The sequence below is a fragment of the Shewanella sp. FJAT-51649 genome (assembly GCF_019457435.1).
Classification (GTDB): domain Bacteria; phylum Pseudomonadota; class Gammaproteobacteria; order Enterobacterales; family Shewanellaceae; genus Shewanella; species Shewanella mangrovisoli.
This window is the reverse complement of sequence record NZ_CP080411.1, coordinates 4,493,606-4,515,293: the sequence shown is the minus strand read 5'-3', so window position 1 is coordinate 4,515,293 and position 21,688 is coordinate 4,493,606. Positions and strand designations below refer to the sequence as shown.

The following is a 21,688-nucleotide window of genomic DNA, read 5'->3' as shown; positions in this document are numbered from 1 at the left end:
CGCGCTGATGCAAAAGCGTTAACTCGCTCATGGTTTCAGCACTTGTGTGAGCGCGAAAAAATGGGTCGATTTTCGGATGAAAATGAAACGCTTGTTAATGGTTTGTTGTTTGAGCTTTAGGTAAAAAAACACCCCGCAGTGCGAGGTGTTTTTATTGGGGTAAAGCATTAGGCTTTAGTTAGTCTTTATAACGCAGACTGCCGTTGGCTTTGATTTCGTCATACCATAAATTGTGGTGCTGGATGGCCCAGTTTTCATCACAATAGCCTGACTTCATACACTCCATACCGCCTTCACTGAGTACGGTCGCCATCCAGATATGCACTATGGTAAAGGCAATCAGGATAACGGCACTGATCGAGTGGATCAGCAGCGCGCCCATCGAGGCTTCACGGGGTAGATCTAAGCCGGGTAATACCAACATGATGCCAGACACACTGATAAACAGCCCGAATAGGGTCAGTGTCCAGAACCACATTTTTTCACCAGCGTTAGCAAAACCACTGTCAGGGTGTTTGCCTTTGAATGGGCCAAAGTTGATATAGCCACCGACCACTAAGAACCATTTAAGATCGTACATCTTAAAGGTTTGTAGCGGCATCCATTTCACCACGCAGACAATCCACGCCATGATAAAGATGGGACCAGCCCAGTCGTGCACGGTTTTACTGCCGTAGATTAGCGGTGCCCAGATGTCCGGCCCTAGCAGCTCTTGCACAACATGCTTACCGAGCATAATGGTTAAGCCGGTAAACATCAGCGTGAGACAGCTAATTGCCATGATCCAGTGGATCCACAGATCCGCCTTAGACCAACGTGCCACCATCTTGCCTGAAAAGCCGTGGCTGAGTCTTGAAGGACCATTCACCAGATAAAACAGTAAGAAAGCGCCAAACACACCCGTTACAGCTAAGGCCATAATCGGGGTGATGTATTGGTTTCTCAGTTCTTTACCTTGGTTGCCGGCAACGTTAATCAACACCCCAGTTTCGACCCCTTTAGCCGTGGTATAGCCAGTTTCACCCGACTTTACCGCGCGCCACAGATCGGCTTCGCTGGTTTGCGCTTTCGCCTGTTGTTGACTCGATTGCTGATCACTTGCCTGTACTGGGCTTACGCTCATTACTGAACCTAGGCCCAATCCCATCACGAGTACCATCAGAGCAAACAGACTGCGCAGTGATTTGTTTAACTGTTTGTTTAACATTTTCACTCCTTGCCAGAGGTTAGGGATGACTCCCTAACCTTCACTCTGCTTAGTTAATCTCACCGGTCTTTGGGTTGTAACCCCAAATCACGTTAGGATTGCCTCGAGAGGCCATACGTTGACGGTAGATGTTTGATACCACTTCCGCATCACCCGCAAGCAGCGCTTTGGTTGAACAAAGCTCAGCACACATAGGTAGCTTGCCTTCAGCAATACGGTTTGCACCGTACTTTTTATGCTCGGCTTCAGAGAAGGTTTCTTCTGGGCCACCGGCACAGAAAGTACACTTGTCCATTTTACCGCGGCTACCGAAGGCGGTTTTCTTCGGAAATTGTGGTGCACCAAACGGACAGGCATAGAAGCAGTAGCCACAACCGATACAGGTATCTTTGTTGTGTAGCACAATGCCATCGTCGGTTCGGTAGAAACAATCTGCCGGACATACGGCCATGCAAGGTGCGTCGGTACAGTGCATACATGCGACTGAAATCGATGCTTCACCCGGTTGACCATCGTTAATCGTCACCACGCGGCGACGTTGAATACCCCACTCAAGCGCGGAGTCGTTTTCGTTTTTACATGCTGTGACGCAGCCGTTACACTCGATGCAGCGTTTGGTGTCACACAAAAATTTCATGACTGCCATAATGGCTTATCTCCTCATCAAGTAGGTTAGGCTTTGCTAACTTGGCAAAGGCTGGACTTAGTTTCTTGCATCTGAGTCACAACGTCATAGCCGTAAGTTAAAATGGTGTTTGCCGATTCACCTTGTACATAAGGTACTGTACCTTCTGGGTAATTCTTCGCGAGGTTTTCACCTTCGAAGATACCGGCGAAGTGGTATGGCATAAAACATTCACCCGGAACAACCCGTGGTGTCACCATTGCCTTCACTGTGATCTTGGCGCCTTCAGGGCTATGAACAAAGACATTGTCACCGTCACGGATACCACGGTCAGCAGCGTCTGCCGGGTTCATTTCGATAAACATTTCTTGTTGTAGCTCGGCCAACCAAGGGTTAGAACGAGATTCTTCACCACCACCTTCGTATTCCACTAAACGACCCGAGGTCAGTGTCAGTGGGAAGCCTTGGGTAAAGTCCTTATCCTGAATTGACTTATACAGGGTCGGTAGACGAGCAACCATACGGTCTTCGTAGGTTGGGTACTTAGCGACTAAGTCACGACGAGGAGTGTAGAGTGGCTCGCGGTGCAGCGGGATATCGTCTGGGAAAGTCCACACGATACAACGTGCCTTCGCGTTACCGAAAGGAATACAGCCGTGCTTGATAGCAACACGTTGGATACCGCCAGACAGGTCTGTCTTCCAGTTTTTGCCTTCGGCCAGTTTCTTCTCGTCTTCGGTTAAGTCATCCCACCAACCCAATTGCTTGAGCATGTCGGCGGTAAACTCAGGATAACCATCTTGAATTTCACTGCCTTTAGAGAATGAACCGTTGGCAAGAATGCTGACGCCATTGTGTTCAACACCATAACGGGCACGGAAATTACCGCCACCGTCTTTCACTTCTTTAGATTGATCGTAAAGAATTTGGGTACCAGGGTGTTTCATTTCTGGTGTACCCCAGCATGGCCAAGGTAAGCCGTAAACTTCACCTTTAGCTGGGCCGCCCGGTGCGGTCAGGCTGTTTACATCGAAGGTGCCCCAGTTTTCTTGGTGCATTTTCAAACGTTCAGGGCTTTGACCTGTGTAACCGACGGTCCACATACCTTTGTTGAACTCGCGAGTCACATCTTCAATCAATGGCTCTTCGCCATTGACTTGGATGTGCTTACAGAATTCTTTTTCGATACCCAGCTTTTTCGCCAGTTTATACATGATCACGTGGTCAGGCAGAGACTCAAACAGTGGCTCGATGACTTTAGAGCGCCATTGAATCGAACGGTTAGTGGCAGACACTGAGCCGTAGGTTTCAAATTGGGTCGCCGCTGGGAGCAGATATACCCCATCTTTACGCTGGTGCATAACACCGGCCATCGTTGGGATTGGGTCGACAACGACCACAGTATCTAACTTGTTCAGCGCTTCACGCACTTCACGGCCACGGGTTTCGGTGTTAACTGATTGACCCCAGAAGAACGCCAGACGGATATTGTCCTTCTGCGCGATCTTGGTTTTATCTTCTAGTACACCGTCGTGCCAGCGAGAGCAGGGGATACCCGTTGAGGTTTGTGGCGTTTGACCTAAGTATTCGCCTTGGTCGAAACGGCCAGCAACCCATTTTGGATCTAAGTCCCAAACGCCAGACCAGTGAGCCCAAGCGCCAGAGGTTAAACCGTAGTAACCGGGTAAGTTGTCGAATAACAGACCAAAGTCTGTTGCACCTTGCACGTTATCGTGACCACGGAAAATGTTGGTACCGCCGCCAGATACGCCCATGTTGCCCAGCGCTAACTGTAAAATACAGTATGAACGGGTGTTGGCGTTACCGACGTGGTGCTGAGTACCGCCCATACACCATACGATGGTGCCTGGTTTGGTTTCGGCTAACATTTTTGCGATACGATACATTTGCGCCTTAGGCACGCCTGCAACGTTTTCGACTTCCTCAGGGGTATATTTTTTCACTTCATCGCGAATACGTTCCATGCCGTAAACACGTTGATTGATGAACTCTTTATCTTCCCAGCCGTTTTCAAAAATGTGCCATAACAGACCATAGATGAAGGGGATATCGGTACCTGGGCGGATATGCACGTATTCGTCAGACTTGGCTGCAGTACGGGTGAAACGGGGGTCAACAACGATAATCTTAGCGCCGCGCTCTTTTGCCACCAGAATGTGTTGCATGGCGACAGGGTGTGCTTCACTTGGGTTTGAACCCACGAACATGATGCACTTAGAGTTGCGGATATCGTTTAACGAGTTGGTTTGCGCACCGTAGCCCCAAGTGTTAGCAACACCGGCTACCGTGGTAGAGTGACAAATACGGGCTGAGTGGTCGACGTTGTTTGTGCCCCACAGTGCCGCGAGTTTGCGATATAAGTAAGCCTGTTCGTTAGAGAACTTAGCACTACCCATAAAGTAGATAGAGTCTGGACCCGATTCTTGACGAATCGCCGTCATTTTATCGCCCACTTCATTGATAGCTTGATCCCAAGAGATCTTCTTCCACTTACCGCCTTCTAACTTCATTGGGTATTTCAGGCGTTTTTCACCGTGGCCGTGTTCACGCAGTGCAGCCCCTTTCGCGCAGTGGCCGCCTTGGTTAAATGGATGATCGAACGCGGGTTCTTGACCTGTCCACACACCGTTTTGCACTTCGGCATAGATACCACAACCCACAGCGCAGTGAGAGCAGATGGTACGCTTGACTTCAGTCGGTGCATTATGGGGGATATGTTCCTGCGCCTGTGCTTTACGCATCATACCTGTGCCAAGCATAGACGCGGCGGCAATACCACCAGTGGCAAGACCTGCAGATTTTAAGAATTGGCGACGATTAAGACCGAGGGCGGGCACTTTGGGCTCGACGACTTGGTCTGTTTTGCGGGTTAATCGCATCACACACACTCCTCTGGTTAGTTGTTCAACGACGCATAGTAGTTACGGATATGGTCGGTTTCGCGATAGTTGTCACTCTTAGGTTCGCTTGGGGCAACTGTTGGGGTGGCAGCCAGAGCTTGGCTACTGACAGTCGCAACCGCGCCAGCCGCACTGCCGAGTGCCAATGCTTTGAGCAATTGACGACGGCCCATGTCGGAAGCTTGCTTCTTCATAGTGTCTCCTTGTGTTACTGGATGAGGTGATGCATACCACGACCACCTCGGTTACTGTGGAAGCCTAAGCTTCCTTTTTGTGGCAAAGGTGAACCTTAAGTCCACCTTTGCCTATCAAACTAAAACGCGATAGGCACTGAATCTGCGTATCGCCAACCGTTTTAAGTTTAGTTCATTAATTCCACTTGTTTTTCTAAATCGCTGGCGGCGGGTTGTAGCTCCGCACTGCCGGGGCAATTGACGGGAATGTCTAAACTCAGTTGTTCAAATTCGGTGGCTTCCATCTCGAAAAATGCCTTCGCAAGATGGGCGACCGTGGCATAAAACGCCGCGCTTGGGGCTTTGCTGACGGCGTCGCAGAAGCGTTGAATCCAACTGCCGATGTGGCGTTGATAGAATGCCAATTGACGGTAGCCTGGCGCTTCAAGGATCAAGATGCCCATGACTTCGCACAGCGCGGCCACATGATCCTCGGGTTCTTTGACGTTTTCTTCACGTTCAAAACCGAGTTGCATTAAGTCGTTACGCAATAATGCCAGCGGTTTATCCATCAGTGAGCCTGTCATAAACCAGCTGCCATAGGGTAGGATTTCGCCGCAACCCACACCGAGGAACAGGGCAAAATACTCATCTTCTAATTGTTCACTGCTGAACTGCTGGGCGGCTAATTGCAGGGATAACCAAGCCTTGGTCATCTCATTGTCTTCATTGGCATCGATTTCAAGATTGGCCAAAAATTGCAGCAATTCAGGGCTTGGATGGCGACGCAACAGGGCGGCCAACAGTTGATAGATATCGGCTCTCAACTGATCGTTTTCTGATACTTGTCTTACTGATTCGGTCATAGCGGATCTCTTATCGCAGTTGCTTTTCAGGATCTTGAAGAATGTCTTCAAACATGTCTTTTACCCGGCAATCGCCACACATTTTCAGTCGTTCAATATTGGCTGAGAATGCGCTGTGCGCGCCGACCATATCCAGCATCCGATGCACCATAGATTGGGTCGCAAAAGGAGAGCCGCAGCGAATACATTCGAATGGGGCTTCTTCTTTCAGGGTTTGTAATTGCTGACGAGCAGCTTTATCAAAGTTAATTTGTGGCGTCAGGCTGATGACCTTTTCAGGACACGCCGCCTCACATAAGCCACATTGAACACAGTTTTGCTCAATAAAGTGTAGTGCAGGTTTGTCGCCACCATCTTGCAATGCCATGGTGGGGCAAATCGCCACGCAGGACATACACAGAGTACATTTCTCGACATTGACGCTGACTTTGCCGTAGGGGACGTTGTTGATACTTAAACTACTGTTGATTTCACCTGCCTGGCTGTTCAGATGGTCAATCGCGTCAAACAAGGTGTTACGTTTGGTGGTCGATGCAAAAGCGCCCGGCACAATCACCGGCCAATCGAGGCTGATATCGAGCAGCGGCTCTAAATTCGTTAGCATGCTTGGGTCGATAAGGCTCAGGCGCTGCGGTTGGCCGATTTCATCTAACATGCTGTTGGCTAAAGCGAGTTCACCTTTCAACATTTGCGTGAGTGTGGGAGCTGTCGCCTCGGTATTGAGGATTAACACTTGGCGTGCGCCCCAAGCCAAAGCCGCTAACCAATGGTCAATGCTGGCAACGGTGATTTCTTCGAGGGCAACGGGGAGCACATCCCCGGCTAAGTCGTCACCTATCAAGCTAGCGCCAACCGCGTTGTCGTGGAATAGGATCACGGGGGCGGTTTGGGCTTGCTCACGGTAACGGTTGATAATCTTATTCAGGTAAGAATGCAGTGCCTGTGGCGTCGGTAAGTCGTAACCAATCGCACCCGTCGGGCAGGCGCTCGCACAGCTGCCAGCGCCGTGGCAGAGGTAAGGGTCGACCTCAATTTTCTTCGCAACACTGCTAATCGCATCGGCGGGGCAGAAATTGAGGCAACGGTTACAACCGTTGATGCCATTACGATCATGGGCGCACAGATCGGCATTAATTTTAACGTAACGGGGTTTATCAAACTGGCCCACCAGTTCGGGCAGTTGCTCCAGCGCATCGGCCAGTTTGGCTTGGTCTTGACCGACATAGAAATAGCCCGGCGGCAGCATTTCTAAATTCAAGCAAGGTGTGCAGCTTAAATCGAGGATCAAATCAAAATGAGGTTTACGAATGGCGACAACACTCAATTCAGCCGCGCCATTTTGATGCTCGACGCTGACTTGGAATTGACCTAAAAATCCTTTAATGCCAATGAGTTTGTTGTAGTAGCTTTCGACATCCGTCGACGCAGCCATCACCTGTTCAAGGTGGGTTTCATCTTGGCTGGTAATCGCTTCGTTAGCCAAAATCACACGGCTCGCCATAGTGGACAATTTGTCCGCCGCGAGGCGTGCCAGATCCTCAGGGCCAATAATTAGCACAGTGCCTTCAGTGGTGTAGCTCACTGTTGGCGGGATCAGATTCTGTAAAATCTGCGTTTGGGCTAACACATTTTGCCGCGCTTGTTTTAGCGCAAGCTGGGTTTGATTGGTCATCAAATGAGTGCTCACATTGCGTTCCTGAACAGTACTTTGGCTGCTCTTTTATAGCTGTTTTGCTGCAGATTTAGGCGGTAATTTGAGACTAAGTCCTTGCCTTTTCTGCTTTTATCTAAGTTTTTATCCCTTAGTACAGCAATTCACATACCAAAGTTATGGACATAAAAATTAGCTAAACTGACATTAAACAACAGGCTTTTGCATCTGAGCGACTGGCTCTGGTGCATTTTGGGGTAGGTCATCAGTCTCCCCATCCAAATTGTCCGTGATCTGAGTGTTTGCTAATTCGGTTTCGACATCACTGTTTTTTGATTCCATTGCATTTTCTGTATTCACCACCGCATCGCTGGGGATTGAGGTCGGATCTTCGTCTGACTCTTCATTCTCTTTGGTGATAAAACGGAATACTTTTTGGGCTAACTCGGCGGACACCTCTGGCGTCAGCTTGGGCTGATTACTGTAGTCGAGCGCATATTCCAAGAGACCATCTATCTCATTGAAATGGGGCTGTTTCCACAAGGCTCGTAGCGCCGCCGTTTTGGCCGCTGGGTCAACATTGGCTCCCATAAACTTAGCAAAGCTGCCGCCAATCTCAATTTCTTCGGGATTGGGCAACTCTTCCGCGGTGAGGAGGCGGTTGGGATCCTCATCGGTTTGTGGGAGGGTATCCTGAGGTTCAGAAGTCGGCGCGGCAGGCTCAACCACGGTGGGCTCAGTTGTGGTATTTAAGTTTGCTTCCGCGGTTTTTTCGGCCGTTTGAGCTGCAAGTGCGGCTTCTTCGGCGGCGACCTGCTCACGGCGCTGGCTCCAACGGCTAAAAAAGCCGTTAGCCTTTGGGGTTGAGTCAGCCATTAGTCCCTCCGCAATGGGTCGCGGCTAGGGCCTTGGTTTTTACGGTGGTCGACATGCTTGCGGCGATATGCGGCGATTTCAACTTCGCCGTATTGGGTGATAAAGGCTTCAATCCAGCAGGCGATCGCCTCTGGCATCAGCATGTTGATAACGGGGGTGTTGCCTTCAAGGCAGCCTGCCGCCACGTTTTGATCCGCCGAGAGTAGCGCGGGTACCCAAGTGCCGTCTGCCATTTCATCGCAGACCAAGTACAGCATGGCATTATCCATGTCGAGGTTGATGCGATAACTGGCGCGCTCGTCTTTGTGCAGTTCTAGCAGTACTAAGGTTGCGCCTTCGGGAGCTTCGTGGGTGGCGGGCAGTAGATGATCGATTTCCCATTGTACTGAGGTCCAACGACCCATTTGTTTCTCTACTTTTTTGAGCGAAACGTACATTGGCCAAACACTAGTGGTATGTTGCATTGTCTCTCCGTTTCAGCCGAGAGGGGCGAACCTGAGCGAACGGTTCTCTTTCCCCTACTGATTGCGATAAAAGGTCACTGCAATATTAATGCCATTAAACAGGGGGTATTTGTTTGAGGTGGATCATCAAAATAAGGGTAAATTTAGGACATTTTGTCTAATGGGTCATTTTGTCTGGGACATTTACGCCCACTGGAATATTCATAATTGCGACGGATCACGCATTTAGCCCAGAGTTTCATACCTAGGTATAAATATTGCTATGCTGATGCCATCACACGTAAAGCGGTAACATTATGATTTCTGATAATAGTTCTAATATTGCTCAGCAAGCACAGCCCAATGACCACCCATCGCCAGCGAAACCAGCCTTCACTTTTGTGAAAACCCAGGCTGAAGTGCCGTTAACGATTGCCGTCAAAGCCGTAGACGAATCGGGTGAAGTGATCGATAAGCATGTTGCCTGTGAGCGACCTTTAACGGTTTACCTGAACTGGCGTCCGATTGTGACCTTAATGACCTTAGGGGCTAAACCCGAGTCGCTTGCGTTAGGCTATCTTAAAAATCAAGGCTTTATTTCCGATGTTAGCCAGTTGGACTCAGTGATTGTCGATTGGGATGTGAACTCCGCCGCCGTGTTAACCCGCGAGCAAACTGCCGATATCGAGCAAAAATTATCAGAAAAAACCGTGACTTCAGGCTGTGGCCAAGGAACAGTTTATGGCAGTTTTATGCAGGATTTAGATGATATCCAGCTGCCCACACCAAGCCTGAAGCAAAGTACGCTCTACAGTTTGCTTAAAAATATCAATGAATATAATGACACTTATAAGAATGCCGGCGCCGTTCATGGCTGTGGTGTCTGCGAGAACGACCAAATTCTTGCCTTCGTAGAAGATGTCGGGCGCCACAATGCTGTGGACACCTTAGCGGGCGATATGTGGTTGGCTCAGGATCGGGGCGATAACAAGATTTTCTATACCACGGGGCGACTCACCTCGGAGATGGTGATCAAGGTTGCCAAGATGGGGATCCCCGTTTTGCTATCGCGCAGTGGCGTGACGCAAATGGGGCTAGAGCTTGCGCAGCAGCTGGGCATCACCATTATTGCCCGAGCGAAAGGGCGCCACTTTTTGATCTATCACGGTAGTGAAAACATCGAATTTGATGCGAATACCACTGTAGGCAAATAAGCTGCTAATGATGGTATCGGTTGAATTTAGAAGAGATAGGACGACAAGGATATAAGATGACATCCGCCAGTGAATTGATTTACATGAGCGCGAAGCAGGTTGCTGAGTATTTAGATCTGAACGAGAAGAAAGTCTACGCTATGGCGAATGACCGAATTCTGCCTGCAACGAAAATCACCGGTAAATGGTTATTCCCTAAGGTTCTAATTGACCGCTGGGTGATGGACTCCTGCCACAGCGGTATGTTAACCGACCGGCTCTTGATCACTGGCAGCGATGATCCTCTGCTTTCTATGTTAGTGGCGCGCTTGATGGCACAGGTAGGGAGCCGTGAACTGATCAGTTACAGCGCAACGGGCTCGCGCCTCGGGTTAGAGCTATTAGCAAAGGGCTATGCCGACGTTTGTACCCTGCACTGGGGTAGCATGGAGGATAGGAATATCCGTCATCCAGCCTTACTTAAAGGTTATCAAAACCACCAACAATGGATCATGGTGCATGGTTATTCCCGCCAGCAAGGCTTGATCATGCGTACCGATATGCACCACAGATGCCAAGAAGAGGATAAGGTACTCACCTTACCCTGGCGTTGGGTCAGTCGCCAAGGTGGCGCTGGTAGTCAGCAACATCTAGAACAATGGCTATTAAAGCAAGGGGCACGTTTAGATCAACTCAATGTGGTGCTAACGGCCTATAGCGAACGTGAACTTGCAGGATATATCGCGCGGGGTGATGCCGACATTGGTTTCGGTTGCCAATCCGTTGCCCTAGAGAGCGGCTTAAGCTTCGTGCCTCTCGTCAAAGAGTCCTTCGACTTTGTGATGCCCCAAAGCATTTACTTCCGCAGACAACTGCAACAGCTCTTTACTATGTTAAGTAGCGGGCATACGCGCCAAATGGCTTCGTTATTAGGTGGGTACGATCTTACCGATTGCGGCCAGTTACTGTGGAGTGCTAACTAACACCACAAGTAAGCGCGCGTTGCGCGACCTTATACTTTATATAGCTATAATAAGTATAAGGTCGCGACTTCCTCTATTTACCTTTTCTATCCTCATTGCCGAATTTCATCTTTATTCCTTCTTTAATATTGCAACCACGCGTCTGTATTGAGTGATAAATTGTTTCACTTAGCGATTTTGAGCTGCACTTAGTGGTGATAAATACAGCGGCTGTGGATAACTATGGGTATAACTCGTGGGTAGCTTGTGCCTAATTTGGGTGTAAAAAGGCATTTGAAAAATAATGCAAAAAACTTCAAAAAAGCCCTTGCGCAAAAAGTTCTGCTGCCTATAATGCGCATCCACTGACACGGCAGACAGCGAAAGCGAACGCGGTATCAGTGAGAATCGAATGCAAAATGTGCAGTTGATTCGAAAGCATCAAGAAGTTTGCAAAAACGCCTTGACGCGACACGGGAAATGCGTAGAATACGCAGCCCTGACCCGCTGAGCGGTAACGCGAAAGCTGAGGTCAAATGCTCTTTAACAATCTAAACAAGAAATCTGTGTGGACACTCACAGGTGTTGAGTTAATCGAAATTACTCTGCCGTTTGGCGAGTAATCAAAATTTAAATCAATGAATGAGTGTTCATAGCAATATGTACAGTTTGTTTTGACTTTCGGGTTGAAACGACAAATCAGAATTCATTGAGCCGAACCTTAGGGTTCACAAAACTTTTAATTGAAGAGTTTGATCATGGCTCAGATTGAACGCTGGCGGCAGGCCTAACACATGCAAGTCGAGCGGCAGCACAAGGGAGTTTACTCCTGAGGTGGCGAGCGGCGGACGGGTGAGTAATGCCTAGGGATCTGCCCAGTCGTGGGGGATAACAGTTGGAAACGACTGCTAATACCGCATACGCCCTACGGGGGAAAGGAGGGGACCTTCGGGCCTTCCGCGATTGGATGAACCTAGGTGGGATTAGCTAGTTGGTGAGGTAATGGCTCACCAAGGCGACGATCCCTAGCTGTTCTGAGAGGATGATCAGCCACACTGGGACTGAGACACGGCCCAGACTCCTACGGGAGGCAGCAGTGGGGAATATTGCACAATGGGGGAAACCCTGATGCAGCCATGCCGCGTGTGTGAAGAAGGCCTTCGGGTTGTAAAGCACTTTCAGTAGGGAGGAAAGGTTGTAAGTTAATACCTTGCAGCTGTGACGTTACCTACAGAAGAAGGACCGGCTAACTCCGTGCCAGCAGCCGCGGTAATACGGAGGGTCCAAGCGTTAATCGGAATTACTGGGCGTAAAGCGTGCGCAGGCGGTTTGTTAAGCGAGATGTGAAAGCCCCGGGCTCAACCTGGGAATTGCATTTCGAACTGGCAAACTAGAGTCTTGTAGAGGGGGGTAGAATTCCAGGTGTAGCGGTGAAATGCGTAGAGATCTGGAGGAATACCGGTGGCGAAGGCGGCCCCCTGGACAAAGACTGACGCTCAGGCACGAAAGCGTGGGGAGCAAACAGGATTAGATACCCTGGTAGTCCACGCCGTAAACGATGTCTACTCGGAGTTTGGTGTCTTGAACACTGGGCTCTCAAGCTAACGCATTAAGTAGACCGCCTGGGGAGTACGGCCGCAAGGTTAAAACTCAAATGAATTGACGGGGGCCCGCACAAGCGGTGGAGCATGTGGTTTAATTCGATGCAACGCGAAGAACCTTACCTACTCTTGACATCCAGAGAATTCGCTAGAGATAGCTTAGTGCCTTCGGGAACTCTGAGACAGGTGCTGCATGGCTGTCGTCAGCTCGTGTTGTGAAATGTTGGGTTAAGTCCCGCAACGAGCGCAACCCCTATCCTTATTTGCCAGCGCGTAATGGCGGGAACTCTAGGGAGACTGCCGGTGATAAACCGGAGGAAGGTGGGGACGACGTCAAGTCATCATGGCCCTTACGAGTAGGGCTACACACGTGCTACAATGGCGAGTACAGAGGGTTGCAAAGCCGCGAGGTGGAGCTAATCTCACAAAGCTCGTCGTAGTCCGGATTGGAGTCTGCAACTCGACTCCATGAAGTCGGAATCGCTAGTAATCGTGGATCAGAATGCCACGGTGAATACGTTCCCGGGCCTTGTACACACCGCCCGTCACACCATGGGAGTGGGCTGCAAAAGAAGTGGGTAGCTTAACCTTCGGGAGGGCGCTCACCACTTTGTGGTTCATGACTGGGGTGAAGTCGTAACAAGGTAGCCCTAGGGGAACCTGGGGCTGGATCACCTCCTTACCTATACGACTAACTCGATGTTTGTTGAGTGTTCACACAGATGGCTTGTTGAACTTCTCGAAAGAGGAGGGAGAGCGAAATGCACCGCTTGCCGGTAAGCATTGTTCTTTAACAATTTGGAAAGCTGATAGTAATTAATGCAATGATGTCTGTCGTTGTGTTAATACGAAAAAATTGAGTTCTTAAAACACTTTTTAAGTGTCTTGAATATTCAAGTCTAAGGCGAGTCCATTTCCTTGGTCGGAAATGAGACAAGTAAAACCAGCTGGTCGCAACGACCTAGGTGAGTGAAACTCATTTGGGTTGTATGGTTAAGCGACTAAGCGTATACGGTGGATGCCTTGGCAGTCAGAGGCGATGAAGGACGTAGTAACTTGCGAAAAGCGTTGGCGAGCTAGTAACAAGCATTTGAGCTAACGATGTCCGAATGGGGGAACCCAGCAGCATAAGCTGTTATCGTAACGTGAATACATAGCGTTGCGAGGCAAACGAGGGGAACTGAAACATCTAAGTACCCTTAGGAAAAGAAATCAACCGAGATTCCCCTAGTAGCGGCGAGCGAACGGGGATTAGCCCTTAAGTCAGAGGGGTGTTAGTGGAATGGTCTGGAAAGTCCAGCGGCACAGGGTGATAGCCCCGTACACGAAAACTAACCTTTGATGAAAACGAGTAAGGCGGGACACGTGATATCCTGTTTGAATATGGGGGGACCATCCTCCAAGGCTAAATACTCCTGACTGACCGATAGTGAACCAGTACCGTGAGGGAAAGGCGAAAAGAACCCCTGTGAGGGGAGTGAAATAGAACCTGAAACCGTATACGTACAAGCAGTGGGAGCGGTTCTTGAGACCGTGACTGCGTACCTTTTGTATAATGGGTCAGCGACTTACGTTTTGTAGCGAGGTTAAGCGAATAGCGGAGCCGTAGGGAAACCGAGTGTTAACTGCGCGTTTAGTTGCAAGGCGTAGACCCGAAACCCGGTGATCTAGCCATGGGCAGGTTGAAGGTTGAGTAACATCAACTGGAGGACCGAACCGACTAATGTTGAAAAATTAGCGGATGACTTGTGGCTGGGGGTGAAAGGCCAATCAAACCGGGAGATATCTGGTTCTCCTCGAAAGCTATTTAGGTAGCGCCTCGGACGAACACCTTTGGGGGTAGAGCACTGTTAAGGCTAGGGGGTCATCCCGACTTACCAACCCTTTGCAAACTCCGAATACCAAAGAGTGCTATCCGGGAGACAGACGGCGGGTGCTAACGTCCGTCGTCAAAAGGGAAACAACCCAGACCGTCAGCTAAGGTCCCAAAGTGTATGTTAAGTGGGAAACGATGTGGGAAGGCTTAGACAGCTAGGATGTTGGCTTAGAAGCAGCCATCATTTAAAGAAAGCGTAATAGCTCACTAGTCGAGTCGGCCTGCGCGGAAGATGTAACGGGGCTAAACATACCACCGAAGCTACGGGTGCAATCCTTTAGGGTTGCGCGGTAGAGGAGCGTTCTGTAAGCCGTTGAAGGTGAAGGGGTAACCCACGCTGGAGGTATCAGAAGTGCGAATGCTGACATGAGTAACGATAAAGGGGGTGAAAAACCCCCTCGCCGAAAGACCAAGGGTTCCTGTCCAACGTTAATCGGGGCAGGGTGAGTCGACCCCTAAGGCGAGGCCGAAAGGCGTAGTCGATGGGAAACAGATTAATATTTCTGTACTTCCGCTAACTGCGATGGAGAGACGGAGAAGGCTAGGCTAGCGCGGCGTTGGTAGTCCGCGTTTAAGGTGGTAGGTGGGTGACTTAGGCAAATCCGGGTCACTATACACTGAGAGCTGATGACGAGTCCCCAAGGGGATGAAGTAGTTGATGCCATGCTTCCAGGAAAATCTTCTAAGCTTCAGGTTAGCGGGAATCGTACCCCAAACCGACACAGGTGGTCGGGTAGAGAATACCAAGGCGCTTGAGAGAACTCGGCTGAAGGAACTAGGCAAAATGGTACCGTAACTTCGGGAGAAGGTACGCTGCTGTTGGTGATGGGACTTGCTCCCTAAGCTGACGGCAGTCGCAGATACCAGGTGGCTGCAACTGTTTATCAAAAACACAGCACTGTGCAAAATCGCAAGATGACGTATACGGTGTGACGCCTGCCCGGTGCCGGAAGGTTAATTGATTGGGTTATCGCAAGAGAAGCTCATGATCGAAGCCCCGGTAAACGGCGGCCGTAACTATAACGGTCCTAAGGTAGCGAAATTCCTTGTCGGGTAAGTTCCGACCTGCACGAATGGCGTAATGATGGCCACGCTGTCTCCAGCCGAGACTCAGTGAAGTTGAAATTGCGGTGAAGATGCCGTATACCCGCGGCTAGACGGAAAGACCCCGTGAACCTTTACTATAGCTTGGCACTGAACATTGACCCTACATGTGTAGGATAGGTGGGAGACTTTGAAGTTGGAACGCTAGTTCTGATGGAGTCGTCCTTGAAATACCACCCTTGTAGTGTTGATGTTCTAACTTGGGCCCCTAATCGGGGTTAAGGACAGTGCCTGGTGGGTAGTTTGACTGGGGCGGTCTCCTCCCAAAGAGTAACGGAGGAGCACGAAGGTTGGCTAAGTACGGTCGGACATCGTACGGTTAGTGCAATGGCATAAGCCAGCTTAACTGCGAGACAGACACGTCGAGCAGGTACGAAAGTAGGTCATAGTGATCCGGTGGTTCTGAATGGAAGGGCCATCGCTCAACGGATAAAAGGTACTCCGGGGATAACAGGCTGATACCGCCCAAGAGTTCATATCGACGGCGGTGTTTGGCACCTCGATGTCGGCTCATCACATCCTGGGGCTGAAGTCGGTCCCAAGGGTATGGCTGTTCGCCATTTAAAGTGGTACGCGAGCTGGGTTCAGAACGTCGTGAGACAGTTCGGTCCCTATCTGCCGTGGGCGTTGGATGATTGAGGGGAGTTGCTCCTAGTACGAGAGGACCGGAGTGAACGAACCGCTGGTGTTCGGGTTGTCATGCCAATGGCATTGCCCGGTAGCTATGTTCGGAATCGATAACCGCTGAAAGCATCTAAGCGGGAAGCGAGCCCCAAGATGAGTCATCCCTTGGACTATAAGTCCACTAAAGAGCCGTTCGAGACTAGGACGTTGATAGGTCAGGTGTGTAAGCGTTGTGAGGCGTTGAGCTAACTGATACTAATGACTCGAGAGGCTTAACCATACAACCCAGATGGGTTTTGCTAAGAGTACTTAGCTTGAATACAAACACTTAAGAAGTGCAACTCAAACCAGCTTTCCGAATTTAATTTACTGTCTGCATGAGATAAGACGGGTAGTAAATAACAAATTTGCTTGGTGACAATAGCATTGTGGTCCCACCTGATCCCATCCCGAACTCAGAAGTGAAACGCAATCGCGCCGATGGTAGTGTGGGGTCTCCCCATGTGAGAGTAGGTCATCGCCAAGCGCCTAATTTTCTCGTGAAGAGAGCATGAAGCCAGCTGAATAAGCTGGCTTTTTGTTTTTGGCGTTTGCCATTTTTAGATTGTGATTTTGAAATCATTCATTCCAATTTTCAGCCTCTTTAACTCGCACACTCCTAATGTTCGCTAAATCGCGACTTACAGCCTTATTTTCTTCACACTACGGAACCCTACCAGCCGATAGCGGCTCTTGCTATTACTTCAGAGGTTACTTACCTTATGCAGTAATTTATTGGGGTAGCTAAGGATCTATGATGAAGTTAGAGATGATTTGTACTGGGGAAGAGGTGCTGTCGGGTCAGATTGTTGATACTAACGCGGCCTGGTTTGCCAGCACTATGATGGAACATGGCATTGAGATCCAACGACGAGTGACTGTGGGGGATCGCCTCGAGGATTTAATTGCGGTTTTCCAAGAGCGTAGCTTGCATGCCGATGTCATCTTAGTAAATGGCGGCTTGGGGCCTACCAGTGATGATATGTCTGCCGAAGCAATGGCTAAGGCTAAGGGAGAGTCTCTGGTTGAGAATCGCGAATGGCGTCAGCATTTAGAAGATTGGTTTACACGCAATAACCGTGAGATGCCCGTCAGTAATTTGAAGCAGGCGATGTTGCCTGAGTCCGCAGTGATGGTGGATAACCCCGTCGGCACGGCCTGTGGATTTAGAGTGAAGTTGAATCGGGCCTGGTTGTTCTTCACCCCTGGCGTGCCATTTGAACTCAAGCATATGGTAAAGGAGCAATTTATTCCTTTTATCCGTGAAGAGTTTGACCTCGACGCTAAGGTGGCATTGAAGAAGTTGCTGACCATAGGCCATGGCGAGTCTTCCCTTGCCGACAAAATTGAGCCATTGGAGTTGCCTGAGGGGATTACCATTGGTTATCGCTCCTCCATGCCGCATATTGAAATCAAGATCTTTGCCCGCGGTGAGAAGGCGATAGCTTTGCTACCACGAGTGACTGGGCACATCAAAATGGTGTTGGGTACTGCGGTTGTCGCCGAAGATAAAGCAACGCTTGCCGAGGAAATCCATACTAAGTTACTGAATTCTGGCTTGACCTTGAGTGTTGCCGAGTCTTGTACGGGTGGTATGATTACCAGTCAGTTAGTGGACTTCCCGGGCAGTTCTTCCTATTTGCAACATGGTCTGGTGACTTACAGTAATGAATCTAAGGTACGAGTGTTAGGGGTTAATCCGGCGACCTTAGATGATCACGGCGCTGTTTCTATTCCCACGGTCGAAGAAATGGCCAAGGGTGCGCGTGCTATCTTAGACAGTGATTTTGCCTTAGCGACCAGTGGGATAGCGGGACCTGATGGCGGAACCGAAGAGAAGCCCGTAGGGACAGTTGCAATTGCCTTGGCAACCCGCAGTGGCGTTTACAGCCAAATGATTAAACTGCCGCGACGTTCACGGGATTTAGTGCGTAGCTTAAGTGCGGCGGTGGCGTACGATATGTTAAGACGTGAATTACTCACCGAAGCTGTGATTGTGGATTACCAGTCTATAGGGCGTTTCAGCAAGTAACTTTTGCGGACTAACGGGGTTTAGTCAGTCTAACTGGATTAACAAAAATGCTCCCGAGGGAGCATTTTTTATGGCGAATGGTTGGCAGCACAAGCCGTTATTTAGTGAATTTAAGGACTAATTTGCCAGGAGCCACTTGAATGCTCTCGGTCATCTTCGCCATCAGCGCCTGATTACTGTCCTTCGTATCGAGTACATAAACGGGCTGATTCTCGAGGAAATGCCTTAAGTAGCCCATAACCTGTGGCGTTGCGCTACTGATGGCTTTCTCGATATCCTTAGGCGTTGATTCGACTTTCACCAATTCAAGCTGGCGTAGGTAGACACTGTGGGTGGCACTGTCATACCAAGGCTTAGCCTCAAAGGTGGTTGAAAGTTGCGCTTTCAACGGAAAAATAGGATTAGTGATGGACACTTGAGTGGCCGCACTTACGCTCATAGTGTCAGGCTTTTCGCCGAGTCTGACACTGATGTCGTTAATGCGCACTTGCGCGCCCACCAGTTGATTACCTTGTTTCACCTCAAAATGGATCTCTTTGCTGAGATACTGCTCCATTTCATGCTCGCTGATACTGTACTGCGTGACGCAGCCGCCAAGCAGTACAGATAATCCCATGCAAAGGCTAAGCGTGAGTTTTTTCATTAACCTGTGTTTCTCATGCCCGCCGCGACACCGGCAATCGTCAGCATTAAGGCGAGTTGCACGTGTTCGGAAGCGGGAGCTTCGGTTGTTTCCTTGCGGGTACGAGCCAATAACTCGGTCTGCAGGAAGTTTAATGGATCGATATAGGGATTGCGCAGTTTGACTGATTCGCGATTCCACGGTGTATGCGCCATTAAGGTATCCGATTTAGTTAGCTCCAGCACCACTTTAATGCCGAGATCTAAACGCTGGCGTAAAGTTTCGCCTAAGTGATGTAGATTGGTCGGTACTAAGCAGGTTTCATAGTAACGCGCCAAGTTAGGTTCCGCCTTGGCGTATACCATCTCCAGCATGGAAATCCGTGTGCTAAAGAAAGGCCATTCGCGCTCCATATCTTGTAGTAAGCCCATTTCGCCACGTTGGCAGGCAGCCTGTAATGCTTCACCGGCGCCGAGCCATGCTGGCAACATTAAGCGGTTTTGTGACCAAGCAAAAATCCAAGGAATGGCACGTAAGCTCTCGATACCGCCATCGACACGGCGTTTGGCTGGGCGACTGCCTAATGGTAGTTTGCCCAGTTCAACTTCCGGTGTGGCTGCACGGAAATAAGGCACAAAATCCGGCTCTTCACGGACAATACCGCGGTAAGCACTCACTGACTCCTCAGCAATACGCTCCATACAATTGCGCCATTCCTGCTTAGGCTCGGGCGGTGGAAGCAAGGTCGCTTCTAACACTGCTGAGGTGTACAGGGCTAAGCTTTGCACCGCCAATTTAGGCAGGCCGAACTTAAAGCGGATCATCTCACCTTGCTCGGTGACGCGAATACGACCATCAACTGAGCCGGGCGGTTGTGACAGAATCGCTTTGTGAGCAGGGCCGCCGCCGCGACCAATACTGCCACCACGACCATGGAACAGCGTCAGCTTAACGCCAGCCTGTTTACAGACGGCGACTAACTGTTCCTGTGCACGGTATTGTGCCCAAGCGGCTGCCATTACACCTGCGTCTTTGGCCGAGTCAGAATAGCCGATCATCACCTCTTGCATGCCTTTGGTGTAACCACGATACCAGTCGATATCGAGCAGTGCGGTAATACACTCGGCGGCATTATTTAAGTCGCTTAAGGTTTCAAATAGCGGCACAACTCGCATAGGGTGAGTGCAGCCGGTTTCTTTGAGCAGTAATAATACGGTTAATACATCTGAAGGCTTGCTCGCCATCGAGATCACATAGGAGCCCAAGGCCTTAGCAGGATGTTTAGCAATTAAGCGGCAAGTGTTAAGCACTTCGGCTACGTCGGCGGAAGGTTGCCAGTTGCTTGGGATCAGCGGACGACGGTTACTGAGTTCACGCAGTAAGAAGGCTTGTTTTTCAGTTTCATCCCAATGATTAAAGTCACCCATACCTAGATAGCGGGTTAACTCTGCAAGGACATCGCAGTGACGGCCGGCGTCTTGGCGGATGTCGAGCCTTAACATATGGATGCCAAAACAAGCGAGGCGGCGCAGAATGTCGAGTAGTAAACCGTTAGCTATCAAACGCATGCCGCAGTCACATAGACTCTTGTACAGCATCTCTAGCGGCGCTTTCAGGTCGCTTTCTTGCCAAATCAGCGTCGATTTATCCACTTCTGGATTGTGGCCTTCGATGCGGGCGTTTAAGTAATCTATGGTGTCGCGCAGTTTTTGTCTTAGTGAGCGCAGCACAAAACGATAGGGTTCGCAGCTATTGTTGGTATACGCCATCAGCTCGCTGTTGGCTTCTTCCATCGATAACTCGCCAACCAGCAACACTATATCCTTGAGGAATAAACGGGCGGCGGCATGGCGATTACGATCTAGCACTTCTTGGGTGACTTTAGCGGTCACAAAGGGGTTGCCGTCGCGATCGCCACCCATCCAGCTTGAGAAGCGTACTGGCGCGATATCGATAGGCAATTGCTGGCCAGTGCGATCTTGTACTTGATCGTTGAGTTGCCTTAAAAAGTCGGGAACAGCATGCCAGAGGGATTCTTCAATCGTCGATAACCCCCAGCGGGCTTCATCCACTGGTGTTGGGCGTTCACGGCGAATTTCATTGGTGTGCCAGATTTGGGCGATTAACTGGCGCAGACGCAGATTAATTTGGCGGCGCTCTCTGTCGGACAGTTGATTGTTTTCTTGCTCGGCGAGGCAATCCACAATCGCAGCATATTTTTGGATCAGTGTGCGGCGAGAGATTTCCGTTGGATGCGCGGTGAGGACTAAGTCGATATCCAGCGTCTTTAAGCAATCCAACATCTTGGTTTGATCGATGCGGCCATTAAGCATGCGGCCAAGCAACTGTTCGACCGGATCCGGTACGCAAACCAGTTCATCGCAGTTACGGCTAATAGTATGAAATTGTTCGGATAAGTTTGCTAAGTTGAGGAATTGGTTGAAGGCTTTGGCAAAAGGCACTAACTCTTCATCGGGGAGTGCGGTGAGCAGTTCTAGCATTTGCTCCCGTGCTGCTTCATCGCCACGGCGGGAGTCTTTTGCGAGTTTACGAATTTGCTCAACCTTCTCGAGGAAAGAATCGCCGAGGTGGGTGCGCATCGTATCGCCCAGGATCTGCCCTAACATACTCACGTTCGATCTTAACGACGCATACATGTCGGTCACATTGTCTGCCACATTACCTGCCATAGTTACTCCGAATTGAAAAATATAAAAATCCGCAATATACCCAAATAACCTGTAGGTGATGAAACTCGTCTCTTCAGGTCGCTTGGGTATATAGCCCGCTAGCACAATACCCACCACTGAGGGCAATGGTCAACAGCAGAACTTATAACTTATACGACTGGCTTATCTTATATGCAACTAATC

13 protein-coding genes and 3 rRNA genes are annotated in these 21,688 nt (G+C 49.8%); 6 read left to right on the top strand and 10 right to left on the bottom strand.

Features of this window, described 5'->3' with window-relative positions; genetic code table 11:
- Window positions 1-178 precede the first annotated feature (178 nt).
- From K0H59_RS19760 to K0H59_RS19725, 8 genes are all read right to left on the bottom strand, one after another.
- Window positions 179-1,207, bottom strand: a complete 1,029-nt coding sequence (locus tag K0H59_RS19760; protein WP_220054124.1) for a formate dehydrogenase subunit gamma — start codon at window positions 1,205-1,207, stop codon at window positions 179-181.
- 49 nt (window positions 1,208-1,256) lie between these two features.
- Window positions 1,257-1,853, bottom strand: coding sequence for a formate dehydrogenase FDH3 subunit beta (fdh3B, locus tag K0H59_RS19755; RefSeq protein WP_007651894.1), 597 nt, complete (start codon window positions 1,851-1,853; stop codon window positions 1,257-1,259).
- A gap of 26 nt (window positions 1,854-1,879) precedes the next feature.
- Window positions 1,880-4,732 (bottom strand): molybdopterin-dependent oxidoreductase, encoded by a 2,853-nt coding sequence (locus K0H59_RS19750; RefSeq protein WP_220055642.1) that lies wholly within the window; start codon window positions 4,730-4,732, stop codon window positions 1,880-1,882.
- Window positions 4,733-4,749: 17 nt separating this feature from the next.
- Entirely contained in the window at window positions 4,750-4,947 is a 198-nt protein-coding gene (locus K0H59_RS19745) for a twin-arginine translocation signal domain-containing protein (RefSeq protein WP_011074127.1), read from the bottom strand.
- A gap of 167 nt (window positions 4,948-5,114) precedes the next feature.
- Window positions 5,115-5,792, bottom strand: a complete 678-nt coding sequence (locus tag K0H59_RS19740; RefSeq protein WP_088212448.1) for a molecular chaperone — start codon at window positions 5,790-5,792, stop codon at window positions 5,115-5,117.
- 10 nt (window positions 5,793-5,802) lie between these two features.
- Complete coding sequence (locus K0H59_RS19735; protein WP_220055641.1) at window positions 5,803-7,464, bottom strand: 4Fe-4S binding protein; 1,662 nt, start codon at window positions 7,462-7,464, stop codon at window positions 5,803-5,805.
- Between the two features lie 186 nt (window positions 7,465-7,650).
- Window positions 7,651-8,319: a DUF3306 domain-containing protein gene (locus K0H59_RS19730; RefSeq protein ID WP_220054123.1), complete on the bottom strand. Its 669-nt coding sequence runs from the start codon at window positions 8,317-8,319 to the stop codon at window positions 7,651-7,653.
- Window positions 8,319-8,783, bottom strand: coding sequence for a DUF3305 domain-containing protein (locus tag K0H59_RS19725; RefSeq protein WP_011718638.1), 465 nt, complete (start codon window positions 8,781-8,783; stop codon window positions 8,319-8,321). The genes K0H59_RS19730 and K0H59_RS19725 overlap by 1 nt, the downstream gene beginning before the upstream one ends.
- 296 nt (window positions 8,784-9,079) lie before the next feature.
- Between K0H59_RS19725 and K0H59_RS19720 the strand changes: the two genes are divergently transcribed.
- The 6 genes from K0H59_RS19720 (at window position 9,080) to K0H59_RS19695 (ending at window position 18,193) form a co-directional block, all read left to right on the top strand.
- A complete protein-coding gene (locus K0H59_RS19720) occupies window positions 9,080-9,976 on the top strand; it encodes a formate dehydrogenase accessory sulfurtransferase FdhD (protein WP_011718637.1) in 897 nt (298 codons plus the stop codon).
- A gap of 56 nt (window positions 9,977-10,032) precedes the next feature.
- Window positions 10,033-10,938 (top strand): helix-turn-helix transcriptional regulator, encoded by a 906-nt coding sequence (locus K0H59_RS19715; RefSeq protein WP_011718636.1) that lies wholly within the window; start codon window positions 10,033-10,035, stop codon window positions 10,936-10,938.
- 719 nt (window positions 10,939-11,657) lie between these two features.
- Window positions 11,658-13,200, top strand: a 16S ribosomal RNA gene (locus K0H59_RS19710).
- 309 nt (window positions 13,201-13,509) lie between these two features.
- Window positions 13,510-16,402: ribosomal RNA gene (locus K0H59_RS19705) — 23S ribosomal RNA — on the top strand.
- A gap of 130 nt (window positions 16,403-16,532) precedes the next feature.
- A 5S ribosomal RNA gene (gene rrf / locus K0H59_RS19700) occupies window positions 16,533-16,648 on the top strand.
- The 16S, 23S and 5S rRNA genes sit together here, the layout of an rRNA operon.
- A 270-nt stretch (window positions 16,649-16,918) precedes the next feature.
- On the top strand, window positions 16,919-18,193 hold the full coding sequence (locus K0H59_RS19695; RefSeq protein ID WP_041412847.1) for a CinA family nicotinamide mononucleotide deamidase-related protein: 1,275 nt from the start codon (window positions 16,919-16,921) through the stop codon (window positions 18,191-18,193).
- A 97-nt stretch (window positions 18,194-18,290) separates the two neighbouring features.
- On the opposite strand, the gene K0H59_RS19690 is transcribed toward K0H59_RS19695, so the two are convergent.
- Together K0H59_RS19690 and ppc are read right to left on the bottom strand one after the other, a co-directional pair.
- Window positions 18,291-18,836 (bottom strand): DUF1439 domain-containing protein, encoded by a 546-nt coding sequence (locus tag K0H59_RS19690; protein ID WP_220054122.1) that lies wholly within the window; start codon window positions 18,834-18,836, stop codon window positions 18,291-18,293.
- Window positions 18,836-21,505 carry a phosphoenolpyruvate carboxylase gene (gene ppc, locus K0H59_RS19685; RefSeq protein ID WP_220054121.1) on the bottom strand — a complete coding sequence of 890 codons (2,670 nt, stop codon included), beginning with the start codon at window positions 21,503-21,505 and terminating at the stop codon, window positions 18,836-18,838. Before ppc ends, K0H59_RS19690 begins: the two co-directional genes overlap by 1 nt.
- Window positions 21,506-21,688: the final 183 nt, after the last annotated feature.

Coding starts and splice junctions, on each gene's coding strand:
- K0H59_RS19690 (WP_220054122.1), bottom strand. CDS start 18,836: ATGAAAAAACTCACGCTTAGCCTTTGCATGGGATTATCTGTACTGCTT.
- ppc (WP_220054121.1), bottom strand. CDS start 21,505: ATGGCAGGTAATGTGGCAGACAATGTGACCGACATGTATGCGTCGTTA.
- K0H59_RS19760 (WP_220054124.1), bottom strand. CDS start 1,207: ATGTTAAACAAACAGTTAAACAAATCACTGCGCAGTCTGTTTGCTCTG.
- K0H59_RS19715 (WP_011718636.1), top strand. CDS start 10,033: ATGACATCCGCCAGTGAATTGATTTACATGAGCGCGAAGCAGGTTGCT.
- K0H59_RS19730 (WP_220054123.1), bottom strand. CDS start 8,319: ATGGCTGACTCAACCCCAAAGGCTAACGGCTTTTTTAGCCGTTGGAGC.
- fdh3B (WP_007651894.1), bottom strand. CDS start 1,853: ATGGCAGTCATGAAATTTTTGTGTGACACCAAACGCTGCATCGAGTGT.
- K0H59_RS19735 (WP_220055641.1), bottom strand. CDS start 7,464: ATGACCAATCAAACCCAGCTTGCGCTAAAACAAGCGCGGCAAAATGTG.
- K0H59_RS19745 (WP_011074127.1), bottom strand. CDS start 4,947: ATGAAGAAGCAAGCTTCCGACATGGGCCGTCGTCAATTGCTCAAAGCA.
- K0H59_RS19720 (WP_011718637.1), top strand. CDS start 9,080: ATGATTTCTGATAATAGTTCTAATATTGCTCAGCAAGCACAGCCCAAT.
- K0H59_RS19695 (WP_041412847.1), top strand. CDS start 16,919: ATGAAGTTAGAGATGATTTGTACTGGGGAAGAGGTGCTGTCGGGTCAG.
- K0H59_RS19750 (WP_220055642.1), bottom strand. CDS start 4,732: ATGCGATTAACCCGCAAAACAGACCAAGTCGTCGAGCCCAAAGTGCCC.
- K0H59_RS19740 (WP_088212448.1), bottom strand. CDS start 5,792: ATGACCGAATCAGTAAGACAAGTATCAGAAAACGATCAGTTGAGAGCC.
- K0H59_RS19725 (WP_011718638.1), bottom strand. CDS start 8,783: ATGCAACATACCACTAGTGTTTGGCCAATGTACGTTTCGCTCAAAAAA.